Source organism: Dechloromonas aromatica RCB, assembly GCF_000012425.1.
This window is the reverse complement of the sequence record NC_007298.1, coordinates 2,117,369-2,142,750: the sequence shown is the minus strand read 5'-3', so window position 1 is coordinate 2,142,750 and position 25,382 is coordinate 2,117,369. Positions and strand designations below refer to the sequence as shown.

Below are 25,382 nucleotides of genomic sequence, written 5' to 3'. Positions count from 1 at the left end.
GCTTTAATCATGTGCAATACCTAGTAGATTCAATGGCTGATCATTTTACGGACATTTCTGTCAGCGCGCGCCATTCAGAATTACCCGATTTGCATCGAATGCTCGCTGAACACGCCAACCGATTCGGCATTTCGGCCGACGATGTTTTGCGCCTGCAATTGTTAGCTGAGGAATTGTTTATCAACACAATCTCTCATGGCTACCGTGGCGACAGTGATGCCTCCATCCATCTGAGCCTGACCCGGAATGGCAATGCGCTGCATCTTTGTTATGAGGACAAGGCGCCGGCCTTTGACCCGACAAGAACACCCGAAAAGCAGGAGGCAGCAAGCGACATCGGCGGCTTGGGCATCTGCCTTATCCGGGGTATGTGCAAAAAGGTCCGCTACGAACGTCGAAACGACAGCAACGTTATCGACATCGACCTTTAGGCAGCGCTCCGCAAAACCAGCAAGGGCGCCGTCATGACCAGACGACGCACGGCCAGCCAGCCGATGGCCACAGTGACCAGGGCGCCGCCAGCCATCGTCAGAGGGAGCAGGCTGTATCCGAAGGCCAGGTCCAGCTGGAATACCTGCCAGCCCACAATGCGCCCGAGCACCATGGCCCCCATGGCGGCGAACAGACCGGCCATGCCACCGATGGCCGCCAGTTCAACCATCATCGCCTGCGTCAGCTGTTGGCGCTGGGCGCCGAGGGCTCGCATTACAGCCAACTCGTAACGGCGCTCGTCGAAAGCTGTCAGCAGGGCCGAATACAGCACGACCCCTCCGGCCAGCAGCGTAAAAATGAAAACGAACTGCACCGCACCAGCCACCTGCCCAATCACCGATTGCAATTGCTGGAGGACGGCCGCAACGTCGATCAGTGTCAGATTGGGAAATCGTCTGACCAGATCGGAGCCCGCCGCTGTCTGACTGGCAGAGAGGTAGAAGCTGGTGATGTAGCTGGCCGGCGCATTTTCGATCACACCGGGCGGGGCCATGACGAAGAAATTGACCCGCATCGAATCCCAGGCCAATTTGCGCAAGCTGGTCACCCGCAATCGTTTTTCGCTACCGGCAATCATGAAGACCAATTCGTCACCGTTTCGGATGCCGAGCGTCTTGGCCAGCCCCTCTTCAACCGAAGCCAGGCCCTGCCCCGCCTGATCTGGCCTGAACCATTGACCGGCGATCACTTGATTGCCGTCCGGCAGTTCCTTTCGCCACGAAAGATTGAACTCCCGCTCAATCAGGCGCTGGGCGCGCTCATCGTCAGGAAAGCTGTCCGGACTGACCGCCTTGCCGCCGATTTGCACCAGCCTGGCACGTATCATGGGCAACAATTCGGCCTTGATCCCGCTGGCGGTCAACATGGCCAAAACATCCTCGCGCTGCTCCGGCTGAATGTTAATGACGAAACGATTCGGCGCATCGAGCGGGAGCGATTTCTGCCAGGCGTCGAGCAGTTCTCCGCGAATAACCGTCAGCAACAGCATGGCCATCAAGCCGATCGCCAAGGCGACCACTTGGATGGCGCCAGATGAAGCATGTCGCGTCAAACTGGCCAAACCTTGCCGCCACCCGAAGCCGCCACCACCACGCAGGCGGGAAATGGCGCCGATAAGCAGCCTGGCAAGAACCCAGACCCCGCCGAGCGCCCCGGCAAAACCACCGACGGCCAGCCCCCCCAGCTTGGCATCCCCCGCCACCCAGATGATCAACCCGGCGAGCAAGACGAGGCCAAGCACGTAACCGCCAAGCAGGAATGGCTGTGGCGGCCCAAGCTCCCGGCGCAGAACACGCAGGGTCGGCACTCTGGCTAACTGCAGCAACGGCGGAAAAGCAAACCCAAAAAGCAGCACGCCGGCAACGCCAAAGGCACTGACCAGTGGAGACCAGCCAGGATTCGGCAACTCAAGGGACAACAATTCGGTGAGCCAACGAATCAGGACAAAATGAGCCGCATAGCCGAGCAGGCTGCCCAGCATACCAGCCAGCAAGGCCAGCCAAAGGAATAGCGAGGCATGGAAGCCCAGCAGGCGTCCATGCGTCATGCCCAGGCAACGCATCACGGCGCACGCATCGAGGTGGCGTTGCATATAGCGCCGAGCGGCCAGCGCTGCGGCAACGGCCGAAAGCACGACCGTCAGCAAGGTAGCCAGGCCAAGAAAACGTTCGGCCCGATCCAGCGCATTGCGGATTTCAGGGCGCGAATTACGCGCATCTTCCAGCCGTTCGCCGTGCGAAAGCCGGGGCAGGAGCCAGCCTTGATAGCTGGCGATGGTCTTTTCCTCGCCGGCCGCCAGCAGGTTATAGCGAACCCGCGCCCCGAACTGGACCAAGCCGGTGGCCGGAATATCGTCGACATGCATCATCAGGCGCGGCGCGAGGCTGAAGAAATTGACTCCGCGATCAGGCTCCCGGGTCAGGATAGCCCCAACCCTGAATTGCTGACTGCCGACAGTGACGGCATCACCAGGCAATACCTCCAGGGACGATGACAGCCGTTCATCGAGCCAGACTGTTCCTGGCATCGGTCCTTTGTCCACGGGCAAGCCGCCATCGCCGGCGCGCTGACTGCTCGCCAGCTTGCCGCGTAACGGATAGGCGCTGCTGACTGCCTTGATATCGGCAAGCTGTGCCTGTGTCTTGCCAATCACCATGCTGGGAAAAACCAGCGTTTGAGCTAGCTGCAGCCCGCGCCGGCGAGCCTCGGCAAGGTAGCTATCGGGCAACGGGTGGTCGGAGATAAGGACGAGATCGCCGCCCATCATTTGTCGGGCCTCGCGCTGCAAGCCCTGGCGAACTCGGTCGGCGAAGAAGCCGACCGCCGTCACGGCAGCGACGGCGATGGCCAGCGCCGCAAAAAGCAGGCGCAATTCGCCGGAGCGCAACTCCCTGCCCAGCAATCGCCAGGCAAGCATCATGGGCGAACAGACCAGCGGGCGCGAAACTCCACGGGGCTCACCGCCTGTCCATGCAAAAAACCCTGCAACTGCTCGCACCCAAGATCAGCCAGAAAGTTGGCTTGCTCGACGGTTTCAACGCCTTCCGCCACCACCTCAAAACCAAGACTCCTGGCCAGTTCCATGATGGTCCGGATGATGGCCTCATCGCCAGAATTTCGGCCAATGCCCTCAACAAACGAGCGATCAATCTTCAGTTGCTGGACCGGCAGCATCTTCAAATAGCTGAGAGACGAATAACCGGTGCCGAAATCGTCCAGCGCCAAGCTGATCCCGAGATCGCGCAAGCGTTCAAGCGGGGTAAAGGCATCACCGACGGCCATGACCACGGATTCAGTCAATTCCAGCTTGAGAAGGGTCGGGTCCATACCGGTTTCGTCGAGTATTTTGTCCAGCACGTCGATGAATTCCGGGCGCTCCAGCTGCTTGACCGAGAGATTGACCGAAACCTGCGGCAACTCGAAACCGCTCATCCGCCATTGCATGAACTGGCGGCAGGTTTCGCGCAAGACCCAGTTGCCGAGTCCGATTATCAACCCCGAGTCCTCAGCCAATGGGATAAAGCGTATCGGCATGACCTGTCCGAGCTCCGGACTGTTCCAGCGAACCAGGGCCTCTGCACCAACCAGCTGACCACTCCGGGAATCAACCTGTGGCTGCAGATGGACCGACAGTTCCCCGTTGTCGAGGGCGCGCCGCAGCAGATTTTCCATCTGGATACGCTCCTGGGCCTCCCGGGTCATTTCGGCCGTATAAAAATGGAAATTGCCGCGGCCCAGCATTTTGGCCCGATACATGGCCGTATCGGCATTGCGCATCAGATCAAGCACGCTATTGCCGTCACTGGGGCAAAGACTGATGCCGACCGATGCCGTCAGAAAGAGTTCATGGTCGCCCAGTTTGAACGGGTATTCGAACGCAGCAATGATTTCGCGAGCCAGAAGTTCGACCTCATCTTCGCTGCGCGCGGCCTCCATCAGGCAGATGAATTCGTCCCCCCCCAGGCGGGCCAGCATGTCGATCAGCCGAACGTGCTCAGACAGGCGGGCGGCGACCGAAACAAGCAGTTCGTCGCCAACGCCATGGCCAAGGGAATCGTTGACCTGTTTGAACTGGTCGAGATCGATGTACAAGACGGCCAGTTTTTCGCCATGGCGCTCGCCTTCGCTGAGACTTTCCTCGAGTCGTTCGATAAAACAGCGACGGTTGGCCAAGCCGGTCAGCGGATCGTGATAAGCCAGATAATTGAGCTTGCTTTGCGCCTGCCGCCGCTCCGAAATTTCGCCCTCAAGCTGGCTGTTGGTCCGCTTTAATTCTTCCGTACGGGCCGCCACCTGAATCTCCAGCGTATCGCGCGCCGCCTTGATGCGCCCCTCCTGGTCTTCCAGAATACCTTGGGCCCGCCGAACAACCAGGAACTGCATCAGGTAGAGCGCGGCGAACACCAGCACCACGGCGGCCGTCACCCACCACAGATTGCGGTTCAACTGGGTAACAAAGGGAGTGACGTTCTGATAGAGCTCAAAGGCGCCCTCGACCGCGTGTTCTTTGCCGAGTATGGGAATATAGCTCGACAGGACATCGACCTCGACCAACTGCCCTTCGAAGGCATCGATGGTGTTTCGATGTATCAACTCGCTGGTTACCAAACCACTGATCGCCGCTCGGAAGCCCGGGTTCTGCAACTGGCTATCACCAATTTGCCTGGTATCCGTCGAGAAAATGGTACTTCCCAGGCGGTTGTAGACCTTGACCTTGATCACGGAGGTATCCCGCATCAGATCATGCACCGTGGCCTGCAACTGAAGGATGTCATCGGTGACCTGGCCTGAATGGATGTCCCGGCCGACGGCATCGCTGATCAGCGACTCCAGTTGTGTGTGCAGCGAATTCTGGAAAACCTGCGCCATGGCGATATTTCGGCTCTCCGCCAGATTCTGCATCTGCAGCAGCGAAAGCCGTTGGTACAGAGGGCCAAGTACCCCCGCTGCCAACACGATTAGGATGAAACTGACCGTCGAGAAATAACGCGAAAGATTGAACATATATGCCGAAAGGGATATCCGCCAGCTTATTCCATCTCGCGTATCCGCGCTACCGCCTCCTCGACTCGTTTTACCGCAATAACTTCCATGCCGGGAATCGCCTGTTTCGGACGATTTGCCTCCGGGATCAGGGCGCGGGTAAAGCCGAGCTTGGCGGCCTCCTTCAAACGCTCCTGCCCACGCGGTGCCGGGCGGATCTCCCCGGCCAAACCAACTTCACCAAATACAATAAGTTTAGATGGCAATGCTTTGTTTTTTAAAGATGATGTTATCGAAAGAAGCACTGCCAAATCGGCGGCAGGCTCAGTAATCTTGACGCCACCAACCGCGTTGACGAACACATCCTGATCGAAACAAACAATCCCGGCATGTCGATGCAAAACGGCCAGCAACATGGCCAGTCGCTGCGGATCGAGGCCAACCGTCAGACGCCGCGGGTTGCCGTGCGAGGTATCGACCAGCGCCTGAATCTCGACCAGTAAGGGCCGTGTTCCCTCCTGCGTCACCATCACACAGGAACCAGCCACATCCTGACCGTGCTGGGACAGGAACAAGGCTGAGGGGTTGTTGACTCCCTTCAGCCCCTTGTCCGTCATGGCAAAAACACCCAGCTCGTTGACGGCGCCAAAGCGGTTTTTGACGGCCCGCACCAGTCGGAAGCTGGAATGCGTATCCCCCTCGAAATAAAGCACGGTATCGACAATATGTTCAAGCACGCGCGGCCCGGCCAAGGCCCCCTCCTTGGTCACATGGCCGACCAGGATGACCGTGATGCCGGCCTGCTTGGCTAACCGAGTCAATTGTGCCGCGCATTCCCGGACCTGCGCCACCGATCCCGGAGCACTGGAGAGTTGATCGGACCACAACGTCTGGATCGAGTCGATCACCGCCACGACAGGCTTTTCCGCCTGCAAAGTGGCGAGAATCCGTTCGAGGTTGATCTCGGCCATCAATTGCAGCCGGCGAGTATCCAGGCCCAGACGACGAGCCCGTAGGGCGACCTGTTCGCCCGACTCCTCGCCGCTGACGTAAAGCACCTTGTTATCGAGCGACAGATGCGCCAAAGCCTGCAGCAGCAGGGTGCTCTTGCCAATTCCCGGATCGCCGCCAATCAGTACCACGGCACCATTGACCAGACCGCCGCCCAGGGCACGATCGAATTCACCGATGCCGGTGGCGATCCGCTCGACTTCACGTGCTTCGATTTCCGACAGGTTCTGCAACCTTGCCGTCGGCGCCAGTGACTCGAAACGACTGTTGGTTGCCGCCTTTTCGGCGACAGTTTCGACCAGCGTATTCCACTCATTGCAACCGGGGCACTGCCCCTGCCACTTCGGACTGGTTGCCCCGCACTCGGTACATGAGTAGATGGTTTTGACTTTGGCCATTATGGGCGCCCTGCCGCGACAGCGTCATCCACCACCACCGGTACACGCGGCGCCACGGCACAGAAGAGCTCATAGGCAACAGTACCGGCCGCAGCGGCCACTTCGTCGGCCGGCACAGCGCCGGCTATACCCAGCCCCCACAGCGTCACCGGCGAGCCGATACCCGCCTCCGGAACATCAGTCAGATCACAGGCCAGCATGTCCATCGATACCCGGCCTATCGTACGCGTCCGGCGGCCCATGACTGCTATGGGTGTGCCGGTCGGTGCGTGACGCGGGTAACCGTCGGCATATCCACAGGCGACGACGCCAATCCGCATCGGCCGATCGGCAGTAAAAGTTCCGCCATAACCAACCCGCTCCCCCGCTGCCAGATCCTGGATGCCGATGACGGCACTCTCCAGCGTCATGACCGGTCGCAAACCCAGATCAACTGCACTTTGATCAGCAAACGGGCTGGCGCCATAAAGCATGATGCCCGGCCGCACCCAGTCGCCGTGCGCCTTGGGGTGGCTCAGAATGGCTGCCGAATTACCGAGACTCACCGGCCCCGCCCAATCTCCGGCCAGGTCATGAAAGCGCTCCAATTGCCAAGTTACGCCCCGCTCACCATCGGCGTCGGCAAAGTGAGTCATCAAGGTGACATCAACCTGCGGCAATTGCTGGAGTATCTCCCAGGCGCGGGGCAAGGTCGCGGCCGTAAAACCCAGGCGGTTCATCCCTGTATTCAGCTTCAGGCACACAGAGATCGGTGTGTCGAACCGGCCATTGCGGACGAGTAGTTCCAATTGTTCGAGGCAATGAATGACGCTGGTCAGCCGGTATTCGATAACGGCCCGCACGTCACGGGCACTGAATATTCCCTCCAGCATCAGGATGGGTTGAGTAACGCCAGCCTCACGCAGGGCAACCGCGTTTTCACATTCGAGCAGCGCAAAACCATCGGCCTCGCCGCGCAAGGCATCAACGGCACGCCATTGGCCATGTCCGTAGGCATTGGCCTTGATCACGGCCCAAGCCTTGGACTGGGGAGCGTGACGTTTAGCCAGACGATAGTTGTGCAAAATCGCCGCCGGCGCAATGCGTGCGCGGATGGGACGCGATGTTTTCATAAAGCCAGTTCTTTCAGTTTAGCTTTGGCAAATTCGATGAAGGTTGCGCTCAATCGGGACTGGAAACGATCCTGATGGAAAACGAGGTAGAGACTACGCTTCAAGGGGGGATTGAGCGGAATGGCAACGAGCTCGCCAAGCTGCGTTTCCTTTTCGACCACGGCCCGCGACACAACGGCAAAACCCAGCCCGGTCGAGACGACGCCTTTCAGGGCTTCCGGGCTGCCCAGCTCCATTTGTGTCTTCAGATTTTCCGGCGATATCTTGTGTTTCCGGAAATAACTATCGGTAATTTCGCGCGTCCCGGAACCCGGCTCCCGCGAAATGTATTCGTATTCGGCCAGTGTCTTCGGGGTAACCGACTTCATGCCGGCGAGCGGGTAATCCGGCGCACAGATCACTCGCAGTTCATCTTCGCAGCAGATCTGGCTCGTCAGTCCATTCAATTTGGCCGTTGCTTCGATCAAGCCAATATCAAGGGTATGTTCGGCCACCCTGCTCTCGATGCTTTCCGAATTAGCGACGATCAGGCGAGCCCTGACCTGCGGATAAAGCGCATTGAATTCGCCCAGAACGCGTGGCAACATGAATTCGGCGATTGTCGTGCTGGCCCCGACCAGTAGCGGACCACGCATCTCGCCAGTCATTTCACCAAGGCGAATTTCCATTTCGTCTGATAACGCAAGAATCCGCTCCGCGTAGGAGAGCACCAGTTCTCCCGCCGGCGTCAGGGAAATCCCACCGTGCCGCCGCTCGAACAGCCGGGTGCTGTACTGCTCCTCCAGTTGCTTGATCTGGAAGGTGACGGCCGGCTGCGTCATGAACAAGGCGTCTGCTGCCCGCGTAAAACTCAGATGTTTGGCGACGGCATGAAAGACCTGCAAACGCCGGTCAGCCATGATGTTTCTCCCAGATGGTGTGCGGGCGATATTCAATCACATTCCACCCTGTTTCCGAATGGCGAGTTTGATTTTGGCCCAAATTTGATAGGCCGCTGGCCTTGGAGGCTGTCATTACACCTTAACCAAGCCGACACAAACTCAAGGCTTTCCGCCGCCCGGCAAAATAATGCACAACCCCGACGACAGCGCAAGCCTTGCGCCCAATCCTGAGCGTGGTATAAACCTCGCCCAAAGTCATATAAGAGACAAATACTTCGTGCCGTTCGGCTTCTACATCATCATGGCCGCGCAGTTTTTTTCCGCGCTGGCCGACAACGCCCTGCTGATTGCCGCTATCGCCGCCCTGCGCGAGATGCACGCACCTTCGGAATACGAACCGCTACTCAAGACTTTTTTCACCGTTTCCTACGTACTGCTGGCCGCCTTCGTCGGTGCCTTTGCCGACTCCATGCCCAAGTGGCGGGTCATGTTCATCAGCAACACGATCAAGATCGTCGGCTGCAGCATGATGTTCTTTGGCGCACACCCGCTGGCTGCCTATGCCGTAGTCGGTCTGGGGGCTGCAGCCTACTCGCCGGCCAAGTACGGCATCCTGACCGAATACCTGCCGCATCGCCTGCTCGTCGTGGCCAATGGCTGGATCGAGGGGCTAACCGTCGGCGCGATCATTCTCGGCGTCGTTATCGGCGGCACATTGATCCGCCCTGAAGTGGCCCAGCATCTGCTATCTTTCGATTTTCCGCTGTTCGATACGGGGGTCGACACGGTCGGCGAAATGGCTCTTTCCATCGTTGCCGTGCTCTATGTGCTTGCCGCCATCTTCAACCTGTACGTCCCGGATACCGGGGTTGACCACAAGCAGTTGAAGAAAAACCCGATATTCCTGATCCACGAGTTCAATCACTGCCTGGCCCTGCTTTGGCGCGACAAACTCGGTCAAATCTCGCTGGCGGTCACCACGCTGTTCTGGGGGGCCGGTGCGACGCTGCAGTTCATCGTCATCAAGTGGGCCGAAGTGGCTCTCGGTCTCGGCCTCTCCAAGGCGTCAATGCTGCAGGGTGTCGTTGCGGTCGGCGTCGCAGCCGGGGCAATCATCGCTGCCAAGTTCATCACACTGCGCAAATCGGTTCGCGTCATTCCGCTCGGCATCGCCATGGGCCTGATCGTGCTGGTCATGAACTTCGTCGGCAGCTTGTGGCTGGCCGTACCGCTGCTCATCATCATTGGCGGCTTGTCCGGCTTCTTTGTCGTGCCGATGAATGCGCTGCTCCAGCATCGCGGCCACATCCTGATGGGTGCCGGCCACTCGATTGCGGTTCAGAACTTCAACGAAAACATCTCCATCCTGATCATGACCGGGCTCTATTACCTGATGATCAAGATGGATTTGTCGATCTACTGGGTTGTCACGATGTTCGGGCTGTTCGTCAGCGGCCTGATGTACATGATCCGCCAGCGCCACTTTGCCAATCAGGCAGCACAGGACGACGTCCAGCACCTGGACGATTCAGCACACCACTAAGGCCTAGAACGGCAGTTCAGGCGCCATTTGCTCGCGCAGCGTTCGACGAGCGAACAGCAGGTCTTCCCAGGCCTTCGCTTTGTCCGGCAAGTTGCGCAACAAATACGCCGGGTGATAGGTCACCACGACCGGAATCCCAGCCAATTCAAAGCGTTTGCCACGTAACGAGGCCAGCGATTTATCGTCGTGGAGCACGGCGTGAACCGCCGCCTTACCGAGCAGCACAATGACCTTGGGCTTGAGCAAGGCAATCTGCCGTTCCAGATAGGGCCAGCAGGCGGCCATTTCGGCCGCATCTGGCGTGCGGTTGCCGGGTGGCCGGCACTTTACCGCGTTGGCGATATAAACCCGGTTGCCACGCGCAATGTCGAGCGAAGCCAGCATGTTGTCGAGCAGCTTGCCGGCTTGGCCAACAAAGGGTTCACCCTTGACATCCTCTTCGGCCCCCGGGCCTTCACCGATGAACAGCCATTCAGGATTGGTATCGCCAACGCCCAGCACGGCCTGCTTGCGCTGTTCGCACAAGGAACAAGCGCGGCACTCGGCAACCTGTCGCGCCAGGGCTGGCCAATCCAGCGTATCGACGGCTGCCGCCGTCGAACGAGGCGGTGGTGTCTGCGCCGGAATGGGAGCCGAGGGCACTTCGGCGACCTGAGGCGGGGTAACTGCCTCGGCCTCCATCTGCGGGCTGGATTCAATCGCCGAAGCTGGCGGTGCGACATCGCGCAGCACCCAGATCGGGGAAATACCCATCTCGGCCAGCATCTGCTCGCGACTTAAACTCATGCCAGTTCCTTGTCAAAAATCAGGCCATCCTCGCGCCCGAGCACTGCCGGATAATAGCCCTTGCGGGTGCCAATCTGACGGAATCCGAAATGACGATAGAGTTCAACCGCCCGTTCGTTGGAGGGCCGAACCTCGAGAAACAGTTTGGCTGCTCCGCCCAGCCTGGCGCATTCCATCGCATGCCGCAGCATCCGAGCACCATAGCCCTGCCCCTGATAACGCTTGCAAACGCCGATATTGAGCAGATGCGCCTCGTCGATCACCGACATCACCACCGAAAATCCAACAAGATCCCCCCCCAGGCGCAATACCCAGACACTATGGCCAGCAGTCAGCGAGTCTTCAAAATTGCCGCGCGACCAAGGAAAAATCTGCAAGCTCGCCTCAAGCGCGGCTACCGAGTCGAGATCACGCTCGTTCATCGGGAAAAATTCGGCGGCGATCTTCAAATCGCTCACGCCCGCCCGCCTTCGCTGAGTCGCTCGGCCACCGTCTTGGCGACCTTGTCGCGCACATAAAGTGGTGCCGCCAACGCAGCATCAATCCCTTCACCCCGCATTGCCCGTGGCGCCGCCAATTGCGCCACGACAGCCGCGGTCGGCGCAGTCACAGGCAGAGTAGCGACGTCAGCGGCGCTCAAACGTTCCGCCAGAGCAGGATAGGCAGCAATCGCATTGCCGCAGGCAATCCATCCGGATTCACTCGGCAAGCTCAAATCGCCCGGTGCCGAAACACGAATCTCTCCATCCAGCGCATAGCTATCCGCAGTCAACCGGTAGCGGCCCGAATAGACCTCGCCCATGCGTGCATCGAGCAAAGCCAGCACACGTTCCGCGCCAGCCATGGCGGCCATCGTTTCCAGGCTGGTTACCGGAATCAACGGCACATTAGCGGCAACCGCCAAGCCCTGTGCCGCTCCGCAGGCGATGCGCAAGCCGGTAAAGGCGCCGGGGCCGACGCCGAAGGCAATAGCATCGAGTTGCGCGACCTTCACACCGGCTTCAAGCAACAGTTCGCGGACCAGCGGCAGCAGTGTTTCGGAATGTGACCTGCCGCGTGGGCAAACGCGTTCGGAGACCACGCCATCACGCCACAAGGCGCAGGAACCGAGATCGGTGGAGGTTTCGAGAGCAAGGATCAACATGGGCCAGCATTTTACCGGAGCTGCGACCCGGTCGGGATTCAATCTCGACGTCGACCACGCCCTTCGCGCTGATCCGGCCAGCCGCGCTGCTCGCGCATTTCGTCGCGCAGGCGACGACGATCCTCCGGCGGCACATCGCGCCAACGCGGCGGAGCCCCCTCTTCGCGGCGGATTTCCCTTTCCTGCTGCCAGTGTTCGCGCATTTGCTGACGCATTTGGCGCCGCTCGTCCGGCGGCAGGTCGCGCCAATAGCCCTGAGCCCATGCGTTACCCACCGAGCCAAGCAGGCTCAGCAGCAGGGAAAGGGCAAGACGACGTTTCATGGTGGCGAATACACACTGGGTTTCAGATGTGATCATTGTCCATCGCTCAGCGACAGGCAAGCGGCTCGAAATGTAAGAATATGTTTCCCGGCCGGCCTCCGACAATCCTTGTTACCATTTGCCGCGATTCATTCACTGTGTGCCTTTATCCTTGCCAGCATGAGCGAACAACACCAACACCACCATATTCTTGTCGTCGATGACGATGCCCGGCTGCGCGACCTGCTGGTTCGCTACCTGGGCGAACAGGGCTTCGAGGTCAAGGCCGCTGCCGATGGCCAGCAGATGGACAAGCTGCGCAGCCGCGAACACTACCACCTGATCGTGCTCGACCTGATGATGCCGGGCGAAGATGGCCTGACCATCTGCCGCCGCCTGCGCGGCCAGGGCGACCAGACACCGATCATCATGCTGACGGCCAAGGGCGATGAAGTGGATCGTATCGTTGGCCTCGAAATGGGTGCCGACGATTACCTGCCCAAGCCCTTCAACCCGCGTGAACTGCTCGCCCGCATCCACGCCGTGTTGCGCCGCCAGGGCAGCAAACCGCCAGGTGCTCCGGAAGATGAGCCGGAAACGATCACCTTCAGCAACATCGAAGTCGATCTCGCAGCCCGCACGCTGAAGCGTGGCGAAGAACTGCAAGCGCTGACCACCGGTGAATTTGCCGTGCTGAAAGTGCTGCTCCAGCACCCGCGCCAGCCGCTTTCCCGCGACAAGCTGATGTCGCTGGCCCGCGGCCGGGAACAAGGGCCATTCGACCGCGCCATCGACGTCCAGGTATCCCGCCTGCGCAAGCTGATCGAAACTGATCCGGCCCAACCGCGCTACCTGCAGACCGTCTGGGGCTTCGGCTACGTCTTCGTGCCGGACGGCGCCTCCCGGGACTGATGCCAATGCCGCGCACGCTGCTGGCGCGCACCTTCCTGCTGTTGGCCATGCTGGTGCTGCTGACCACGGCGGCCTGGCTGAGCCTGTTCCGCTATATCGACGCCGAGCCACGCGCCCGGGAAACCGCCAAGTTGGCGGCTTCGGCCGTCAATCTGATCCGCGCCTCACTGTTTGCCGCCGCGCCGGAAAAACGCCTGGGTCTGTTTACCGAGTTTTCAACCCGCGAGGGCATCCGTCTGCTACCGGCCGAACCTGAAGACGAGATCGAGGCGATGCCCGATTCACGCTTTTTTCGGCTGTTGCAGCGCGAACTTCTTTCCCGACTGGGCGACCACACCCGTGTCGCGGCCAGTGTTGATGGCATTCCCGGATTCTGGGTCAGCTTCCGGCTCGACGATGCTGACGAAGAAGAGTACTGGCTGGTCCTGCCTCGTGATCGTACCGCCAGGAGTATCGCCAGCCATTGGCTGGCCTGGGGGCTGCTCGCCATCGTCCTGGCCATGGCAGTCGCGTGGCTGATCGCCTCGCGCATCAGCCGACCACTGAAAGCGATGGCCAAGTCGGCTGAAACCCTTGGCCGCGGCCAGATACCGGACCCTTTGCCGGAAGATGGCACCGAAGAACTCAGCCGGCTGGCGACTGCATTCAATACCATGGCCGCCGATCTTCAACGCCATGAAAAAGACCGTTCCGAAGTGCTGGCCGGTATCTCCCACGATCTACGCACGCCGCTGACCCGCCTGCGCCTGGAAGCCGAAATGAGCGTTGCCGATGATGGTGCCCGGCAAGCGGTCGTGACCGACATCGAGCAGATGGAGGCGGTCATTTCCCAGTTCATGGACTACGCCCGCGCCGAATCCGGTGAGGCCCCCACCCTGACCGACCTGTCAGCCCTGCTTGCAAGCCTTGCCGAACGCCAGGCCTATATCGGCCGGCAGATCGTCACCGACATCCAGGCATTGCCGGAAGCGATGCTCCGCCCGAAAGCAGTCACCCGTGCCATCAACAATCTGCTGGATAACGCGGCAAAATATGGCGGCGGAGATATCACCTTGAAAGCAGCCACGATCAATGGCGAAATTCAAATAGACGTTGGTGATCATGGACCGGGTGTTCCGCCTGATGACATCGAACGACTGAAGCGCCCGTTTACTCGCCTGGAAGCTGCCAGAACCAATGCCACAGGAACCGGCCTGGGACTGGCCATTGTCGAGCGCATCGCCCGCCTGCACGATGGCCGTTTCGACCTGTTACCCAATCAAGGGGGCGGGCTGCTGGCCCGCCTGTCGCTACCGATCAGGCGATAAAGGCCTGACAGGTTTCGTCCATTTCCTTCATCACCTGCGGCAGAATACGGGCGATCTTTTCGCTGTCCATCCCCAGGCGCTGCCAAGCAGTCTGATCCACTGGCATCACCATTTCGCTGTCGGTTTTCGCCAAGCCCAAAGCATGGGCGACGCCGTCGGCAAGATGCATCAGATCCGCCAGCGAGTCGGCCGTTGCCGCAGACGGTGCATGATGATCAGCGACGGCCGAACGCAACGAAGCGGGAAAACGCCACGCGTCAGCCAGCAAGCCGCCGACCACGGCATGGTCCAGGCCGATGATGTCGCGCTCGGCCTCGACCAGCGTGCAATCATGTTGCGCTCGATAGGCGAGCACCTTGGCATACTGCTCGGGGAAGCACGTGGCCAGCACCAGCTCGCCAATATCGTGCAGGATGCCTCCGGTAAAGGCCAACTCCGGATTTCGACCAGTCGCCTGCGCCAATGCGCGGGCAGCCAGACCAACGCCAACGCTATGCCGGACATAGGCGTGAGGATCGAAACCCGGGCAATGCTCTGGACGAAAAACACCGCTCACGCCCACCGCCAGCACCATGCTGCGTACGGCACGAAAGCCGAGGACAACCACTGCTTCATTGATTGTCGATATTCGACTTTGCAGTCCGTAAAACGAGGAATTGGCGACCCGAAGCAGGCGCGCTGTCAATGCTTGATCATGGGATATCTGCTGGGCCAGCAGAGCGATATCGACGTCCTCATTGCCAAATGACGCCAGCAACTCGGCGACAACCGTCGGCAGCGCTGGAAGCTGCATCAGCCGGGTAACGATCTGCTCGACCTGAAGCGCACTCATGCCTGATGTTCCTGCGAAAAATCAGAGATCGCCCTATACAGCGATTTCGTTCCCGCACCATCCCCGGCTTTGCGAAAGCGGCGGGCTAGCGCTTCTTCTATTTTTTCCCGACGCGCCAAGGCTATTGCCGGATCTTCTACACATTCCCGCTCGATGGGCAACTCAAGGATATTTCGGCGAACCAGGCCGTGCAGCATGCTCTCGGTCAACTCCGTGGCAGCGGGCACCAGCACACGTCCAGCATCATCCATCAACGCATCTGCCAGACACATCCCCGGCAAAACATCGCTGATGGGCAAGGTTTCCTTGATTTTCATTGTTCAAGCGCCTCCAGCAACAGGAGACGTCCAACCCTGGATTCTTCGAGACTGAGCTGACGCCAGCGACAGTGGTAAAAGTTACCGTTGATACTCAGTGTTTCGTTGTCGCTCAGCGATGCCACCTCTGGCAGCACACGTTCGAGCTCGGCACCGAGAAACAGGCCGCGAGATGCAAATGCCTGAAGCGCGGCATCATTGGCCAGCACGATCTGGCCGTTTTCATCGATCCCGATGACCGATAACGGCAATTCGGCAAGCACCTCCTGCAAAATGCGGTAGCCCTGACGCTCCTGAACCTGCAGCACCTGATTTTCTTCGAGCAGGCGACGGCGATCTTCCTCGATACTCACCAATTGCCGTTCGACCACCTCGACTTCATGCGACAGGCGGCTGTATTCATCCGAAATATGTCGCCGACTCAATGATTCCTCGACGACCAATTGGAAAGCATCGGCCTCGACCGGCAGATGAATGACCCGATGGACCAGCCCTGAACTGCTCAGGTCGGCCACTGCCTTGCGATTCCACTGGCGGCTGTCGGCCAGCAGCATGCGCTCGCAGCGTGGCTGCATTCCAGCCGCCTGCCGGATCAGCTCCTCTGCGTTGAAACCCTTGCGAGGAGCACCGCAGACCAGCACATCAACCACATTACCGGAAAGCCACTGCAACGCCCCCGGCATGTCCGGCGCAGTACAAACCTGGTGTCCGGCCCGGATCAGCGTTGAAATAACTTGTTCAAAGCCATCGACAGCGACGAACAAGGCCATAGGCTTGCGAGTGCCGGAACGCAACATATTGTCAGGCAGGCGCCGGTCAGAGACCAACAACTCAGTCATTCCTGATGCTGGCATAGGCCGCGAGAAGAAATAGCCCTGAATGACGTCGCACTGATGTGAAATGAGCAACGCCAGTTGCTCGGGCGTTTCGACACCTTCGGCCACGACCTTGAGCTTCAGGTGGTGAGCCATGGTAATCACGGCCCGGGTGATCGAGGCGTCATCCGAATCGGCAGCGATATCCTGCACGAAGGAGCGATCGACCTTGATGGCATCGAGCGGGAAGCGTTTCAGGTAAGCCAGGCTCGAATAGCCCGTACCAAAATCATCAAGCGAAATGGTGACGCCCATTTTTTTCAGGGCCGATAACGTTTGGATCGCCATGTCGGCGTTATCCATCAGCATGCTCTCGGTGATTTCAAGATCGAGGCAGGCGGCATTGAGTCCCGTTTTCTCCAGGGTTGCCGCAACGTCCGTCAGCAATGTCTCAGCCTGCAGCTGCCGGGCCGAAAGGTTCACCGAGACGCTGGGGATATTCAACCCGGCGGCTTGCCATTCGACAGCCTGCCGACAGGCCTCCTCAAGGACCCAGCGACCAACCTGAACGATCAGTCCGGTTTCCTCAAGCAAGGGAATGAACTGATCAGGCGACACGATCCCCCGCTCTGGATGCTGCCAGCGAAGCAAGGCCTCGACACCGGTAATCCGGCCGTCGGCGCAACTGGCCTTGGGCTGGTAATACAGCACAAACTCATTGCGCAAGGTGGCGTGACGCAAGTCGATTTCCAGGAACATCCGGTCCCGGGCGCCTTCATGCATGCCAGGAAAATAGTATTGGTAGCTGTTGCGTCCCAAGTTCTTAGCGTGACGCCCGGCAATCCCGGCATTGGTTACCAGTTCGTGCACATCATTGCCGTCCTGCGGGTAGAAAACGATACCGACGCCCGCCGTTGCAAAAACATCCTGGCCGGCGACACGGACCGGCATGATCATCGTGTCGATGATCCGCCGAGCAACGATGCTCGCCTGGTGGGTATCGGCCACATCCGGCAAAAGAATGCCGAAGACATCAGTCCCCAGACGCCCCAGAATATCCGACTCACGAAGCGAGCCGGAAAGGCGGCCAGCCACCTGACGCAGCAACTCGTCTCCGGAGGCATGACCCAGCGTCTGGTTGAGCTGACGAAAACGATCGATATCGACCACCATCAGGCTGAGCGGCAGATCCTTGCGCTTGGACAGCGCAATCATCCGCTTCACCTGATCGTAAAACATCAACTGATTGGGAAGCGCCGTCAGCGCATCGAAATGGGCGAAATACGGAGATTTCCATTGATCGGCCAGCAAGCTGGTGATGTCCGTGGCCACGCCGCCAACGCTGACGATATTTCCCTCTTCGTCACGGACCGGGAAATTTCGGGCATGCAGCCAGCACTGGACATCCCCGGGGCGCCGAACGCGAAATTTGGCGTCCAGCCCACCCAGTCGATAAGTGCGCACGGCGGCAAGCACTCGATCTTGGTCTTCAGGATGAACATAGTTCAGCCAGTCGTGAGAGTCCGCATAAAGCGCTTCGACATGGCGCCCCAAGATCTTTTCGTACCCCGCACTGACATAGGTCACGCGCTGGGTAGCCGCATCGGTCAGCCAATAACATTCGGGGGTATTGCTGGCCAACTGGAAAAAGCGGGCAACCCCCTGATCGATCTGTTCAATACGCTCGGGGCTGACCAGAACCTGCTGCTCTTCACGCGACAGTTTGACGTTGGCGCATTCGCGCTCGATCACCGCAAGCAGGCGAGCCGGATTGCTCTTGAAGACAAAGTCACAGGCGCCATTTTCCAGCAGTTCGAACGGAAACTCCTGCGCCCCTCGCTCGATGGTCAGGATCACCGGCATACGCGGGGCGTGTTCACGAAACAACACAATCGCTTCTGCAGCAGGCAACTCTGCAAGTGAGCAACTGAGGAGCGCCACATCCCACACCTCACCGCGCAATGCACGCTTCAAATCCGCACGCTGCGAAACCTGACATGTCACTACGGAATGCCCACTACCCTGCAGAGCGCCAAGTAAACGCTGGCCATCCCGGCCAGCGGACTCAATCAATAGCACCCTCAGGCTTGCCGTATTTTCCGACCAGCCAATCGCCCCCAAAAGACCCCCCCTTTTTTCCGTATCCGCGTTCGCTCTGGATACGTGGAATTGATTGTGTCGTCTGTTATCCAGCTTGTTACCGACATCTATTTCGGAAACTTTAGACCCTGAGCGCGCCCTCTGTCGAATTCTTTTTATGGCAAAAACACGCCATGGTCATTTACGACATAAAAAATTCCCGAAGAATCAGATACTCCGACCCAGAGGGGGACAAGCTGGAGCGGACAAGAACAAATCGATCCGCACGCCATGCCAATGATTCGAAGGATGGAAATTGCTGGTTTTCCAACAATCCGGCACTCGCCGGAATTTTGCGAACCAGCGTCACGTGGGGCACGAAGCCCTGCTGCTCGGTATCGACCTTGAAACCGGCATTCGCCAATGCGTGGCGCAAGCGACCAACAAGCTCGCCAAGCGACGCAACCGGAGCCTGGGACCCGGCCCACAACAGATGGTTGTGCCGCCAGAAACCCAGCCGGTCGAGGCTCATGGTAAATGATTGCCCCTGAACGCCATCGGCCACGACGCAAAGCTCAGGCAGACGCGATTCGGGCACCTCGCCAAGGAAAGCCAGTGTCAGATGGATGGTTTCGCGGCGAGTGGCCCGCCCACCAAAGCTGGCCACCGCCTTGCCCGCCATATCGGCGAGGCGGTCGGCCACCTCGGCCGACGGCCACAGGGCGAAGAACACTCTGGCTGTTGCCGGCCTGTCAGCGGGTTCAACTCGGCCTTCAGCCGACACGTTCCACCAGCGCCACAGCCTGCGCCTCGATCGCTTCCTCACGCCCCAGATAACCCAGGCGTTCGTTGGTCTTGCCCTTGATATTCACGCAGTCGGGCGAAATCCCGAGATCGGCCGCGACATTGGCCACCATCGCTACGGCGTGCGGGGCCAGCTTCGGTTGCTGGGCGATCAGCGTCGCATCGACATTGACCGGCCGCCAGCCACGTTCGGCTAACAGGGCAACGGCGGCGCGCAACAGTACGCGGCTATCGGCGCCCTTGTAGCGTGGATCGGTATCCGGAAAATGCCGGCCAATGTCGCCCAGCGCAACAGCGCCGAGCAGCGCATCGGTTATTGCATGCAACAACGCATCGGCGTCGGAATGACCGAGCAACCCGGTCGGATGCGGAATCTCGACACCGCCGAGGATCAACTTGCGGCCATCGACCAGCTTGTGCACATCGTAGCCCTGCCCGACGCGGAAATTCATTTGCGTGCCCTCAGTATCATCGCAGCCAGCGCGAGATCGGCCGGATAAGTAACTTTCAGATTGGTCGAATCGCCGCGCACCAGCTTGGGTTTCAACCCCACCGCCTCGATGGCGCCAGCTTCATCGGTCACGTCACGACATTTTTCCAGTGCTTCACCGAGCAAGCCGTAGCGGAACATTTGCGGCGTTTGCGCCTGCCAAAGACCATCGCGGGGTTCGGTGGCGCCGACACGCTGTTCGGCATCAGCCCGCTTCAAGGTGTCGGCGACCGGCACAGCCAGGATGCCGCCGACCGGATCGCTGGCCAGTTCGGCAAACAGCGCATCGAGCATAGCCGCCGAGAGACAGGGCCGCGCTGCATCGTGCACCAGCACCCAGTCATCGTCTGCAGCAACCATCGCTGCCGCCCTCAAACCGTTGCTCACACTTTCAGCGCGTGTCGCCCCGCCGCAGCGTACAGTTTCGAGCTTGGAACCGAGTTCGCTCCAGTCGTAGCGTGGCCACCACGGGTCATCCGGAGCAAGTACCACCCAGACGCGCTCAATGTCCGGGCTGGCAGTCAGGGCGGCCAAAGTGTGAAAAATCAGGGGGCGGCCAAGGAGGTCCAGGTACTGCTTTGGCTTCTCGGCGCCGAAGCGGGAACCGCTGCCGGCAGCGGGAACGATTGCGTAATGACGTGGCATGGCTTAATTTTACTGAATAACGATCAGAAAAGAGGAATCGCATGAGCTTCGTCGTTCCCGAACTGGCTGCTCCCGTCGAGGCTTTTTCAACGGCGCTCGGTATCGGTCTGCTGATCGGCATGGAGCGCGAACGCCGTCCTGAAGCCTCGGCCGGCCTGAGAACCTTCGCGCTGGTCGCCATGCTGGGCTGCCTCTTTGCCCTGCTTGGTGACAAAACCGGTGGTCCCTGGCTGCTGGTTGCCGGCCTGCTGGTCATTTCCGGCAGCATGATCGCCTCGAATTTTTCGGCCCAGCAGGAAGAGCAATATCGGGGCTTTACCTCGGAAGCGGCGATCATCGTCACCTATGCGCTGGGCGCCGCCGTCTGGTTCGGCTATTCGACGCTGGCTGTCATGCTCGCCATCACGACCACCGTGCTCCTCTATTTCAAGGCCGAACTCCGGCAATTCAGCGAACGCACGACACCGAAGGATATCAACTCCATCCTGCAGTTTGCCGTGTTGTCGCTGGTCATCCTGCCCATCCTGCCGAGCGAGGATTTCGGCCCCTACAACGCGATCAATCCGCGCCAGGTCTGGTACATGGTCGTGCTGATCTCCGGGCTGGCACTGGCCGGCTATCTCGCCTTGCGCATCATCGGCGCCCGCCACGGCGCGGCATTGCTTGGCATTTTCGGCGGCCTGGCGTCGTCGACCGCAACGACCATGATGTTCTCGCGTCACGCCCGCGACCATGTTCATCTGGTCCATATGTCCGCTATCGTGATCCTGATCGCCAACGTGATGGTCATGATCCGCCTTTGGCTGGTTGCCGGCGTGGTCGCCCCCGGCTTGGCCACACCGATCGCCATCGTCTTCGCCTGCGGCATCGTTCCCGGGGTGGCCATGTCGCTCTACGGCTGGAGGGTTTTAAGCGCGGCCGGCGAATTGCCGATGCCCGAGGTCAAGAACCCGACAGAGCTGAAGACAGCCCTGTCCTTTGGTCTGCTTTACGCCGTGGTGCTGCTCGCCTCCGCCTGGTTGCAGGATATTGCCGGCAGCAGCGGCCTGTATATCGTCGCCCTGGTTTCCGGCCTGACCGATGCGGACGCCAGCGTGCTGTCCACCCTGCGCATGTTCAATCTGGAAAAAGTCGCCAGTGGCGATGCCGTGATCGCCGTCACGCTGGCGCTGATGGCCAACCTGATCTTCAAGATCAGCCTGGTCATCAGCATCGGCGGTGGCAAGCTGGCCCGCCATGCCCTTCCCGGCCTGCTCGCCATCGGTAGCGGCATGGCCGTCGGTTTGATGCTCGTTTAAGGAGCTGACCATGATCAATACCCGCCCCCCTGCCGTCGCCGGCACCTTCTACCCCGGCGATCCCGAGACGCTATCCACCACCGTCGATCGCTTTCTGGCCGACGCCAGCCCCCAGTCCGGTCAGCAGCCCAAGGCCCTGATCGTTCCACATGCCGGTTATATCTACTCCGGTTCCACTGCCGCAAACGCCTACGCCACGCTGAAACCATGGGCGAAAACCATCCGGCGCGTCATTCTGCTCGGCCCGACGCATCGCGTTGCCGTCGAGGGCATCGCGCTTCCGGAGGTCGAGGCCTTTTCCACGCCGCTAGGCACCATCCGGCTCGATGCGCAGGCCATCGCCAGCATTGCCGGGTTGCCACAGATCGTTTTCAGCAACCATGTCCATGCATTCGAGCACTCGCTGGAAGTACACCTGCCCTTCCTGCAGCGCATCCTCGAGCAATTCACGCTGGTGCCGCTCGCCGTTGGCGATGCCGCGCCGGACGCAGTCGCCGAAATACTCGATCTGCTGTGGGGAGGTCCGGAAACTTTGATTGTCGTCAGCTCGGACCTCTCGCACTTCCTGCCCTACGGTACGGCGCAGCAGGTCGATGGCAACACCTGCCGGCACATCCTGCAATTCGATACCCACATCCACCCGGAGCAGGCCTGCGGCGCCTACCCGATCAATGGATTGCTGCTTGCTGCCCGCCAGCGGGGCCTGACGCCTAGCCTGCTCGGCCTGTGCAATTCCGGCGATACCGCCGGAGACAAAAGTCGCGTCGTCGGTTATGCGGCATTCTCGTTTGCGGAGGGAGCACATCATGACTGATCTCGGCACCACCCTGCTGACACTGGCTCGCAATTCAATTGCCTCCCACTTTGGCCTTGCCGGCATGCCGGTAGCGGATTTGACAGAATTGCACGAACCAGGCGCCGTCTTTGTCACCCTGACCCAGCACGACAATCTGCGCGGCTGCATTGGCAGTCTGGAGGCTTGGCGACCATTGATCAAAGACGTGCAGGAAAACGCGCTCGCCGCAGCCTTCCGCGATCCACGTTTCGAGCCGCTGAGCCTCGACGAATTGCCGATCACCCGCGTCGAAGTCTCGCTGCTGACACCCGCCGAGCCAATGAGCTTCAGCAGCGAAGCCGACGCCCTCACCCAGTTGCGCCCGGAAATCGACGGCGTGATCTTCACTGCTGGAAATCGCCGCTCAACCTTTCTGCCTCAGGTCTGGGAACAATTGCCCGATCCGGCCATGTTCATGGCCCACCTTAAGCAAAAGGCCGGATTACCGGCCGACTACTGGGGCCCCAATGTTCAGCTTGAGCGCTACCAGGTCAAAAAATGGAAGGAGGATTGATCATGAACCAGTCCGATTCGCTTTACCCGGCCCGCTGGTGGCATGCCCTACCCGACGGCCGCGTCCAGTGCGACCTCTGCCCGCGCGACTGCCAATTGCACGAAGGCCAGCGCGGCGCCTGCTTTGTCCGCCAGATGGTCAATGGGGCCATGCAACTGACGACCTATGGCCGCTCATCGGGCTTCTGTGTCGATCCGATCGAGAAGAAGCCGCTCAACCACTTCTACCCGGGCAGCAGCATCCTGTCCTTCGGCACAGCCGGCTGCAACCTGGCCTGCAAGTTTTGCCAGAACTGGGACATTTCCAAGTCGAAGGACATGGATCGTCTGATGGACAGCGCCAGTCCGCAGGCCATTGCCGAGGCCGCCCGGCGCTACGGGGCTGACGCGGTGGCCTACACCTACAACGACCCGGTGATCTTCGCCGAATACGCCATCGACACTGCGCTCGCCTGCCGCGAACAGGGCATCCGCAACGTCGCCGTCACCGCCGGCTACATTCATCCGACACCGGCCCGCGAATTCTTCGCCGTCATGGATGCCGCCAACGTCGACCTCAAGGCCTTTACCGAAGACTTCTACCGCAAGCTCTGCGTTGCCCACCTGCAGCCGATTCTCGACACCCTGGCCTACATTCACCACGAAACCGATTGCTGGCTGGAAATCACCACGCTGCTGATTCCCGGCCAGAACGACAGTCCGCAAGAAGTCAACGAACTATCCACCTGGATCGCCAGGGAGCTTGGGCCGGACGTCCCGCTGCATTTCTCGGCCTTCCACCCCGACTGGAAAATGGAAGATATCCCGCCAACCCCACCGTCCACGCTGACACAAACCCGCCGCATCGCACTCGATGCCGGCCTGAACTACGTGTTCACCGGCAACGTCCATGACAGCGAAGGCGGCACCACCTTCTGCCCCAACTGCCACGCCGCGCTAATCGTCCGCGACTGGTACGACATTCGCCGTTACAACCTGACGCCAGAAGGTCATTGTCCGCACTGCCAGACCGCCATTGCCGGGCGCTTCGGCAAAACCCTTGGCCGTGACGGTCACGCCTTCGGCCCCAAGCGCATCCCGGTACGCCTGTCCGCATGAATCGCCACATCACCCTGCAAACCCCGCACGGCTCACTCCACGGACAGCTCGAAAGACCAGACTTTCCGCGTGGCCTGATCCTGCTCGCCCGCTCACACCATGTCCCGCTCGATACGGTGACTACGGCCAGATTGGCCGCGCAGGGCTACGCTGTATTCGTCATGGAGTTGCTGTCAGCACACGAGTTACAGTTTGCCGATGCCACGCAAAACGTGCCACGTCTCACCCTACGCCTGATCGACATCCTCGACATGATTCGCAATGATGGCGACATGCAGGATCTGCCGCTCGGCATCATCGCCAGTGGCGACATCACCCCGGCCACCATCCGTGCGGCGGCTCAGCGTGATGCACAGGTCAAGGCGGTGGTTTGCCACGGCGGCCTGATCGACCGCGCCGGCGTACAAGCCCTGGACTTGCTCGTCGCGCCGCTCCTGATGCTGTTCGATGCCGACGACACCATCGGCGAAACATCTTACCAGCGGGCGACGTCGCACCTGCGCTGCATTCATGAAAGGCAGGTACTGGAAATCAGTGAAGACCCAGTGCTACCGGTTGCCGCCTGGTTTTCAAAACACCTGGGCAGTTGAACGGCAATGGTAATCGGCCACATACGGACTAGACTGAGTATCTAAACTACAAAACAGGAGACACCGATGTCCTTCTTCGATTCCCCGCTCGCCCGTTGCGAAGCCGTTCGCGAACTGGTTCTGACCGATGAGACTCAGGCTGAATGTGCTCGCGAACACAACTGCCCACCGGGCTTCAAATGCCCGTTATGCGGCTACTTCACCGAAAGCAGCGGGATCAGCGAAGAAGGCAGCATCGAAACGCTGAGTGCCACTCACCCGGCAGCCCATTAAGATCGTCTGCGGGTGGTACTTACTTGGCAGACGGCTTGTTGTTAGCCTCGACGGTTGGTGCTGGCTTGCTCAACCATTCCTCAACACAGCACGCGTCGAGATTGAACAGCCGCCGCTCAATATTGACGCGCCGGTCACCCAAACCGATTGGCAGCCCGCCATCCATGTGACGCCGTTGAGACCCCATGCGGCGCTCGTTGCTCAAGTTTGAAGTCATTTTTTACCCATCCCTAAAACGGCAAAAATAATAGCATTTCAGCGCGGATCAGAAGTCCCACATCGATCAAGGATGCCGTTCAAATTGATGCTTACGACAAATCAGCCCTCCCATCCCGGAAGGCCAACAGTGCCGATACAAGCCATCCTCCGGATCGCCGGAACAAAATAACGTCCAACTTTTAAGCCAACAAAATTTCACAAAAA

26 protein-coding genes are annotated in these 25,382 nt (G+C 59.8%); 10 read left to right on the top strand and 16 right to left on the bottom strand.

All coding sequences use genetic code 11. The annotated features are described in order from the left end of the window. Nucleotides 1-32: 32 nt before the first annotated feature. Nucleotides 33-431 carry an ATP-binding protein gene (locus DARO_RS10250; RefSeq protein WP_011287738.1) on the top strand — a complete coding sequence of 133 codons (399 nt, stop codon included), beginning with the start codon at nt 33-35 and terminating at the stop codon, nt 429-431. Here DARO_RS10250 and DARO_RS10245 read toward each other — a convergent pair. From DARO_RS10245 to DARO_RS10225, 5 genes are read right to left on the bottom strand one after another with little or no spacing between them, the layout of a single operon-like run. Beyond that, a complete protein-coding gene (locus DARO_RS10245) occupies nt 428-2,911 on the bottom strand; it encodes an FtsX-like permease family protein (RefSeq protein ID WP_011287737.1) in 2,484 nt (827 codons plus the stop codon). The genes DARO_RS10250 and DARO_RS10245 overlap by 4 nt on opposite strands. Further along, nucleotides 2,908-4,995, bottom strand: coding sequence for an EAL domain-containing protein (locus DARO_RS21715; RefSeq protein ID WP_011287736.1), 2,088 nt, complete (start codon nt 4,993-4,995; stop codon nt 2,908-2,910). Before DARO_RS21715 ends, DARO_RS10245 begins: the two co-directional genes overlap by 4 nt. Nucleotides 4,996-5,021: 26 nt before the next feature. Next, nucleotides 5,022-6,383 carry a DNA repair protein RadA gene (gene radA / locus DARO_RS10235; protein ID WP_011287735.1) on the bottom strand — a complete coding sequence of 454 codons (1,362 nt, stop codon included), beginning with the start codon at nt 6,381-6,383 and terminating at the stop codon, nt 5,022-5,024. Continuing rightward, nucleotides 6,383-7,495: an alanine racemase gene (gene alr, locus DARO_RS10230; protein ID WP_011287734.1), complete on the bottom strand. Its 1,113-nt coding sequence runs from the start codon at nt 7,493-7,495 to the stop codon at nt 6,383-6,385. The genes radA and alr overlap by 1 nt, the downstream gene beginning before the upstream one ends. Then, on the bottom strand, nt 7,492-8,394 hold the full coding sequence (locus tag DARO_RS10225; protein WP_011287733.1) for a LysR family transcriptional regulator: 903 nt from the start codon (nt 8,392-8,394) through the stop codon (nt 7,492-7,494). Before DARO_RS10225 ends, alr begins: the two co-directional genes overlap by 4 nt. Before the next feature lie 259 nt (nt 8,395-8,653). On the opposite strand from DARO_RS10225, the gene lplT reads away from it, so the two are divergent. Further along, the gene (gene lplT, locus DARO_RS10220) at nt 8,654-9,919 is read left to right on the top strand and encodes a lysophospholipid transporter LplT (protein WP_011287732.1); all 1,266 of its coding nucleotides are present in this window, start codon (nt 8,654-8,656) and stop codon (nt 9,917-9,919) included. A 3-nt stretch (nt 9,920-9,922) separates the two neighbouring features. On the opposite strand, the gene DARO_RS10215 is transcribed toward lplT, so the two are convergent. The 4 genes from DARO_RS10215 to DARO_RS10200 are packed head-to-tail and all read right to left on the bottom strand — an operon-like array spanning nt 9,923 to nt 12,172. Next, the gene (locus DARO_RS10215) at nt 9,923-10,705 is read right to left on the bottom strand and encodes a uracil-DNA glycosylase family protein (RefSeq protein WP_011287731.1); all 783 of its coding nucleotides are present in this window, start codon (nt 10,703-10,705) and stop codon (nt 9,923-9,925) included. Further along, a complete protein-coding gene (gene rimI, locus DARO_RS10210; protein WP_011287730.1) occupies nt 10,702-11,163 on the bottom strand; it encodes a ribosomal protein S18-alanine N-acetyltransferase in 462 nt (153 codons plus the stop codon). Before rimI ends, DARO_RS10215 begins: the two co-directional genes overlap by 4 nt. Beyond that, nucleotides 11,160-11,849, bottom strand: coding sequence for a tRNA (adenosine(37)-N6)-threonylcarbamoyltransferase complex dimerization subunit type 1 TsaB (gene tsaB, locus DARO_RS10205; protein WP_011287729.1), 690 nt, complete (start codon nt 11,847-11,849; stop codon nt 11,160-11,162). Before tsaB ends, rimI begins: the two co-directional genes overlap by 4 nt. A 38-nt stretch (nt 11,850-11,887) precedes the next feature. Then, complete coding sequence (locus DARO_RS10200) at nt 11,888-12,172, bottom strand: hypothetical protein (RefSeq protein WP_198134130.1); 285 nt, start codon at nt 12,170-12,172, stop codon at nt 11,888-11,890. 159 nt (nt 12,173-12,331) lie between these two features. Between DARO_RS10200 and ompR the strand changes: the two genes are divergently transcribed. Next, nucleotides 12,332-13,063, top strand: coding sequence for an osmolarity response regulator transcription factor OmpR (gene ompR / locus DARO_RS10195; protein WP_011287728.1), 732 nt, complete (start codon nt 12,332-12,334; stop codon nt 13,061-13,063). A gap of 5 nt (nt 13,064-13,068) precedes the next feature. After that, nucleotides 13,069-14,370 carry an ATP-binding protein gene (locus tag DARO_RS10190; RefSeq protein WP_011287727.1) on the top strand — a complete coding sequence of 434 codons (1,302 nt, stop codon included), beginning with the start codon at nt 13,069-13,071 and terminating at the stop codon, nt 14,368-14,370. On the opposite strand, the gene DARO_RS10185 is transcribed toward DARO_RS10190, so the two are convergent. The 6 genes from DARO_RS10185 to ispD form a co-directional block, all read right to left on the bottom strand. Continuing rightward, nucleotides 14,360-15,202: an HDOD domain-containing protein gene (locus tag DARO_RS10185; protein ID WP_011287726.1), complete on the bottom strand. Its 843-nt coding sequence runs from the start codon at nt 15,200-15,202 to the stop codon at nt 14,360-14,362. The two genes, DARO_RS10190 and DARO_RS10185, sit on opposite strands and share 11 nt — an antisense overlap. Beyond that, the gene (locus tag DARO_RS10180) at nt 15,199-15,519 is read right to left on the bottom strand and encodes a hypothetical protein (RefSeq protein ID WP_011287725.1); all 321 of its coding nucleotides are present in this window, start codon (nt 15,517-15,519) and stop codon (nt 15,199-15,201) included. The genes DARO_RS10185 and DARO_RS10180 overlap by 4 nt, the downstream gene beginning before the upstream one ends. Further along, nucleotides 15,516-18,224, bottom strand: a complete 2,709-nt coding sequence (locus DARO_RS21710; RefSeq protein WP_157037187.1) for an EAL domain-containing protein — start codon at nt 18,222-18,224, stop codon at nt 15,516-15,518. The genes DARO_RS10180 and DARO_RS21710 overlap by 4 nt, the downstream gene beginning before the upstream one ends. 391 nt (nt 18,225-18,615) lie before the next feature. After that, nucleotides 18,616-19,146, bottom strand: a complete 531-nt coding sequence (gene thpR / locus DARO_RS10170; RefSeq protein ID WP_049758613.1) for an RNA 2',3'-cyclic phosphodiesterase — start codon at nt 19,144-19,146, stop codon at nt 18,616-18,618. A 40-nt stretch (nt 19,147-19,186) separates the two neighbouring features. Further along, nucleotides 19,187-19,669 (bottom strand): 2-C-methyl-D-erythritol 2,4-cyclodiphosphate synthase, encoded by a 483-nt coding sequence (ispF, locus tag DARO_RS10165; protein WP_011287722.1) that lies wholly within the window; start codon nt 19,667-19,669, stop codon nt 19,187-19,189. Continuing rightward, nucleotides 19,666-20,352 carry a 2-C-methyl-D-erythritol 4-phosphate cytidylyltransferase gene (ispD, locus tag DARO_RS10160; RefSeq protein WP_011287721.1) on the bottom strand — a complete coding sequence of 229 codons (687 nt, stop codon included), beginning with the start codon at nt 20,350-20,352 and terminating at the stop codon, nt 19,666-19,668. The genes ispF and ispD overlap by 4 nt, the downstream gene beginning before the upstream one ends. A 41-nt stretch (nt 20,353-20,393) precedes the next feature. Between ispD and DARO_RS10155 the strand changes: the two genes are divergently transcribed. From DARO_RS10155 to DARO_RS10130, 6 genes are all read left to right on the top strand, one after another. Continuing rightward, on the top strand, nt 20,394-21,650 hold the full coding sequence (locus DARO_RS10155) for an MgtC/SapB family protein (protein ID WP_011287720.1): 1,257 nt from the start codon (nt 20,394-20,396) through the stop codon (nt 21,648-21,650). Between the two features lie 10 nt (nt 21,651-21,660). Further along, nucleotides 21,661-22,464: an AmmeMemoRadiSam system protein B gene (gene amrB / locus DARO_RS10150; RefSeq protein ID WP_011287719.1), complete on the top strand. Its 804-nt coding sequence runs from the start codon at nt 21,661-21,663 to the stop codon at nt 22,462-22,464. Then, entirely contained in the window at nt 22,457-22,999 is a 543-nt protein-coding gene (gene amrA, locus DARO_RS10145) for an AmmeMemoRadiSam system protein A (RefSeq protein WP_011287718.1), read from the top strand. The genes amrB and amrA overlap by 8 nt, the downstream gene beginning before the upstream one ends. A 2-nt stretch (nt 23,000-23,001) precedes the next feature. Further along, on the top strand, nt 23,002-24,096 hold the full coding sequence (gene amrS / locus DARO_RS10140; protein ID WP_041224323.1) for an AmmeMemoRadiSam system radical SAM enzyme: 1,095 nt from the start codon (nt 23,002-23,004) through the stop codon (nt 24,094-24,096). After that, nucleotides 24,093-24,686, top strand: a complete 594-nt coding sequence (locus DARO_RS21705) for a hypothetical protein (protein WP_011287716.1) — start codon at nt 24,093-24,095, stop codon at nt 24,684-24,686. Before amrS ends, DARO_RS21705 begins: the two co-directional genes overlap by 4 nt. Before the next feature lie 66 nt (nt 24,687-24,752). Then, a complete protein-coding gene (locus tag DARO_RS10130) occupies nt 24,753-24,959 on the top strand; it encodes a hypothetical protein (protein ID WP_041224322.1) in 207 nt (68 codons plus the stop codon). Nucleotides 24,960-24,978: 19 nt separating this feature from the next. On the opposite strand, the gene DARO_RS22815 is transcribed toward DARO_RS10130, so the two are convergent. Beyond that, complete coding sequence (locus DARO_RS22815) at nt 24,979-25,176, bottom strand: hypothetical protein (RefSeq protein ID WP_157037186.1); 198 nt, start codon at nt 25,174-25,176, stop codon at nt 24,979-24,981. Between the last annotated feature and the right edge of the window lie 206 nt (nt 25,177-25,382).